Origin of the sequence: Motilimonas thetidivivens, assembly GCF_046452435.1 — a bacterium.
Taxonomy (GTDB): Bacteria; Pseudomonadota; Gammaproteobacteria; order Enterobacterales; family CBDFNC01; genus Motilimonas.
The window spans coordinates 1-4,727 of sequence record NZ_JBKFDK010000045.1; the positions used below are offsets into that span (position 1 = coordinate 1).

Below are 4,727 nucleotides of genomic sequence, written 5' to 3' on the forward strand. Positions count from 1 at the left end.
TCGCGATAAATGAGTCGTTTAGCGCTAATTCGCGGAATAAATTCCGCTCCCACAAGGGGCTCCCAAAGGATTAGATGTTCCAACCAATACTTATTGCTCGGGTAGGAGCGATTTTTAAATCGCGATAAATGAGTCGTTTACGCGCTATTTCGCGGAATAAATTCCGCTCCCACTCGGTGCCACTCTCACCATATACCACTGTCAAAATGTGCTGCGGCTATTGTTAGTGGTAGCTGCAGTCATGCAGCTATAGAGTACTGAGCTCAAATCGCACCATGACTGGTACTCCCACAGGATAGGTGCTCTCTTAGACTAATACTCCAAATTACGCATAAACCGATAATCTGCGGCGCCGGCTTTAACGCGATATATTGCGGCGGGTTTGCCTTTACCTTTACTTTTGCTCAGCTCGCCTGTTTCTTCCAATACATCTGCCAGCTCAATGCGGCGGCGAAATGATTTGCTTTGAATCGTTTTACCTAAGATAACTTCATGCAATTGTTGCAGTTCGCTTAGGGTGAAGGTATCGGGCAGGGCATACACAGGTACCAATGAATATAAGGCTTTTTGTTGTAGACGCGCTAATGCCTGTTCGATCATCTGTTTATGGTCAAACGCCAGCGCCATATTTAGGGCTTGTTGCAGCGGCAGCCATTGTACATCGTCAACCGAATCGATATCTGCGGTGCAATGGGTATGCGCCATTAAGGCATAGTAAGTGACCGTGGTTGACCAACCTCTCGGGTCGCGGTTTTTGTTACCAATACTGGCGACTTGCTCTAAGTAGGGCGGTGTTACGCCGGTCTTCTCCGCTAAGTGGCGATTGGCACAGGCGCTGAGATCTTCATCTAAATGCACATCAATAAAGCCACCGGGCAAGCCCCAAGCACCTAAATAAGGGTGGTTGGCTCGGCGTACCAGCAGGGTGTATAGCTCACCTTCAATAACGGTAAATAGCACACTGTCTACCGTGTTGAGGCAGACATCGTAATCTTTAATATTGTAACTGGCTAAATAGGCTTGTTCTGTTTGTTGGCTCATATGGTGTATCGATTTAAGTCCCAGAGACCATATGATACCTCAGCGAAGTGATAAAGCCAGTCGTTCATCTAGCTTGCCCCTAAGCCTGGTTACTTTTTTAGCACGCCCGTCCCACATTCTGGAGTAAGCAGGCTGTGATTTGACTTTATTTTGAGTCATCATCAACCCGCATTCTCCCTCCCTTTGTTAACAACAAGGCGAAGTAGTTATTAATTAATGTCTAAAAGACAAAAATAAAGTTTGACAATAAAGAGTCTCTGAGACTATATTTATCTCAAACAATAAAGAGTCCTTGAGACACTTAATAAAAGGAAGTTAAACCATGAAAATCAAGGCATATCAAACAGGTCAGTTAGAGGGAACGGAAATCCCTTTTGACAGCTTTACCTTTAATGGCGGTGAAGAGCATGTGCGCTTAACTCAGCAAGTTGAGCAAGTTTCTCGCATTGAAATCACCACGCGCTTAATCAACTCAGCGGCGTTTATGCAATTGGCCATCACGGTGGATGCCCTGCAGCGTCAATACGGCAGCCAAGTTGCGATTGAGTTGGTCGCCCCTTACTTTCCATATGCGCGTCAAGATCGCGTTTGCAACTCGGGTGAAGCCTTAGGTGCTGCGGTAATGGCCAAGTTAATCAATGGCTTGAACTTAAACAAAGTGACCATTTGGGATGCCCATAGCGATGTGACACCGGCCTTGATTAATAACGTGGTTAATGTGTCTCAAGGTGAGATTTTAGCTCGTCACGCTGAGTTAGTGAGCCAACTTAAAGCGGGTCAATTAACCTTAGTTGCCCCCGATGCGGGAGCCGCAAAAAAAGTGCACAACCTAGCTAAGTTTTTTGGTGGCGGTATAGCTGTGGTGCAAGCGGAAAAGGTACGCGATGTGGCGACCGGGGAAATTACTCATACCGCCATCTTTGGTGACATTAGCAATCAAGATGTACTGATCACCGATGATATTTGCGATGGTGGCCGCACCTTTATCGAGTTGGCCAAAGTTTTAAAACAGCAAGGTGCCAAGCGCGTTAGCTTGTTTGTTACCCACGGCATTTTTGCCAATGGCCTAGAGGTGTTTGATGGCTTGATTGATGCCATTTACACCAGTGAATCTTTCCCTGCACCTCAAGTAACAGGTGCAACCGAATTACACCTAGCTTAATTACACCTAAGTTAATCCTGCAAAGAGGAAGTGATAATGACGATTTCAGCCCCAACCATGCAAAAAGATGTTTACAAAGAGTTTCACGGCCGAGCTTACCACCCTGATGTGTCTGAGGTTTACGCCAACTTTACCTCACGCTCTGGCAAGCTAAGCAATGTAGCCAATAACGACAAGGTTGCCTTTGTTGGCTTGCAGTACTTCATCATGTCTTATCTGATTGAAGAGTGGGACGCGTTTTTCAAGGCCGACAAGGCCACGGCGGTGGCTCAGCACAAGCGTATTTTATCGGCCATGTTAGGCTATAGCGTGGACGTAACTTACCTAGAAAAACTTCATGATTTAGGTTATTTACCACTTAGGATCAAGGCATTACCAGAAGGCACGCTGGTGCCTTATCAAGTACCACCTATGACCATAGTGAATACTCAAGCTGGGTTTCAGTGGTTAACCAATATGATAGAAACCGTGCTTAGCTGCGAGAACTGGCCAATTCAAACCAGCGCCACTACCTCAACGGCATACATGAAAGTGTTTAAAGAGTTTGCCGCCAAAACCGGTTTAGATATGAGTTTTGTGCCATTCCAAGGTCACGACTTTTCATTTCGCGGCATGTTCGGTAAAGCGGCAGCGGCCATGAGTGGTTTTGGTCACCTAGCATCAGGCTTAGTGGGCACAGATACCATTACCGCCGTGTTATTCGCCGAAAAGTACTATGGTGCTAATGTTGATGAAGAGCTAGTGGGCTGTTCGGTCGATGCCACCGAGCACAGCGTAACCTGTAGCTGGTTAATGGAAGGTGAGATTGAATTTTTCCGTTACCTAATGCAGCAACAAGCGCCAACCGGCATTTTATCTGTGGTGAGTGATACTTGGGACTTTTGGACCCTAGTGACTGAATATTTACCACAGCTAAAACAAGAGATTATGGAGCGCGATGGCACCTTAGTGATCCGTCCAGACTCTGGTGACCCAGTGAAAATTTTAACCGGTTACTTGGTTCATGCAACGCCGTTTAGCTCTGCCGACGTCACCCTAGCTGCAGCTAATTTAAAAGCACGCAAGGCCGATGCCGAAGCCTTTAGCTTTGACGACAAGTTTTATGCCGTGGTTGCTCAAGATGCTCAGCCAGAAGAGTTAATGCCATGTGAAATCAAGGGCTTGATTGAATGCCTGTGGGATACCTTTGGTGGCACTGTTACCGATAAAGGCTATAAGCTACTCGATTCGCACATAGGTGCTATTTACGGTGATGCCATTACCCTTGAGCGTCAACGCCAGATTTTACAGCGTCTAATGGACAAAGGTTTTGCGTCTAAGGTGGTATTGGGCATAGGCTCTTACAGCTACCAATACGTTACCCGCGACACTCACGGCAGTGCGGTAAAAGCCACTAGCGTAGTGAAAAACGGCGAGCGCATGGCAATCTTCAAAGACCCAAAAACCGACACCAAGAAAAAGTCAGCCAAAGGTTTACTAAAAGTCGAGCGGGTGAATGGCGAGTTAGTGGTGCTGGATAACGTCACTGAAGCCGAAGAGCAACAAGGGCTACTTGAAACCGTGTTTGAAGATGGCCGCTTGGTGAAAACCACCACGCTGGCTGAAATCCGCGCTTTGATTAATAGCCAGATTTAGTTTGGCTGAGTTTATTGGCATGGCGGCTGGTCTAAAATGGCCAACTCGTACCGAGTTGGCCATAGATTAGTTGCTAGCTTTCTAAGTTAACTAGTCATCTAAGAGTTACATATACAAAATTACAACTAATTTACTGATCTAAAAAAGGAATAGTAATGCTACTTAGTATTGCAGTGGGAGATGCCTACGGTGCGGGATTTGAGTTTGCAGAGCGAGAGAAGATAGATACTTTCAACAATCTGACAGCGTATCAAGAGCATGGATTAGGTATTCCAGCTGGAAATTATACTGATGATACCCAAATGTCATTAGCACTTGCGGAGTTAATACTAGAGTCCACAGAGTGGAATAAAGAGAACATCGCAAACAAATTCGTAGAGTGCTTTAAGCGCGATACGAGAATCGGTTATTCAAAAGGTTTTTACAAGATTTTATCAGCAGTAAATTCTGGTGATGAATTGATTTCAACAATTAAACCAGTAAGTACAGCTAACGGTGCAGCAATGCGATCTGTTCCTTTAGGCGTGATTAATGAACTCGAAACCTTGAAACAAATGGCTAAAGTTCAAGCAAGTGTAACTCATGATACAGAAGCTGGTATAAAGTCATCCCAAGCTATCGCATTAGCTAGCCACTTTTTTATTTTTAAACTTGGTCCGCCACACGAGTTATTTAAGTTCGTATGCGAGCAAACAAATTATGAATGGATTAATGACTGGGATAAAGAAGTTGCATGTTGCGGTATTGAAACTGTAAATGCTGTTTTAACAGTTTTGGGGAAATGTAATAGCCTTAGTGATGTGCTTCTATCTAGTGTTGAGTTCGGTGGAGATGTAGATACGGTTGCTGCTTGTGCTCTAGGTATTGCTAGCTTAAGTGATGATTATAA

At 45.1% G+C, this 4,727-nt stretch carries 4 protein-coding genes; 3 read left to right on the forward strand and 1 reads right to left on the reverse strand.

Annotation, left to right across the window (positions count from 1 at the left end; translation table 11 throughout):
• Positions 1-312: 312 nt before the first annotated feature.
• Positions 313-1,041, reverse strand: a complete 729-nt coding sequence (locus ACK8OT_RS19080) for an NUDIX hydrolase (RefSeq protein ID WP_410198099.1) — start codon at positions 1,039-1,041, stop codon at positions 313-315.
• Between the two features lie 322 nt (positions 1,042-1,363).
• On the opposite strand from ACK8OT_RS19080, the gene prs reads away from it, so the two are divergent.
• From prs to ACK8OT_RS19095, 3 genes are all read left to right on the forward strand, one after another.
• On the forward strand, positions 1,364-2,203 hold the full coding sequence (gene prs, locus ACK8OT_RS19085; protein WP_410198100.1) for a ribose-phosphate diphosphokinase: 840 nt from the start codon (positions 1,364-1,366) through the stop codon (positions 2,201-2,203).
• Positions 2,204-2,239: 36 nt separating this feature from the next.
• Entirely contained in the window at positions 2,240-3,838 is a 1,599-nt protein-coding gene (locus ACK8OT_RS19090; RefSeq protein ID WP_410198101.1) for a nicotinate phosphoribosyltransferase, read from the forward strand.
• A gap of 155 nt (positions 3,839-3,993) precedes the next feature.
• A partial coding sequence (locus ACK8OT_RS19095; protein ID WP_410198102.1) for an ADP-ribosylglycohydrolase family protein occupies positions 3,994-4,727 on the forward strand: 734 nt, incomplete at its 3' end.

What these genes read in the sequence shown, in the direction of transcription:
- ACK8OT_RS19080 (WP_410198099.1), bottom strand. Translation starts at nt 1,041, where the DNA reads ATGAGCCAACAAACAGAACAAGCCTATTTAGCCAGTTACAATATTAAA.
- prs (WP_410198100.1), top strand. Translation starts at nt 1,364, where the DNA reads ATGAAAATCAAGGCATATCAAACAGGTCAGTTAGAGGGAACGGAAATC.
- ACK8OT_RS19090 (WP_410198101.1), top strand. Translation starts at nt 2,240, where the DNA reads ATGACGATTTCAGCCCCAACCATGCAAAAAGATGTTTACAAAGAGTTT.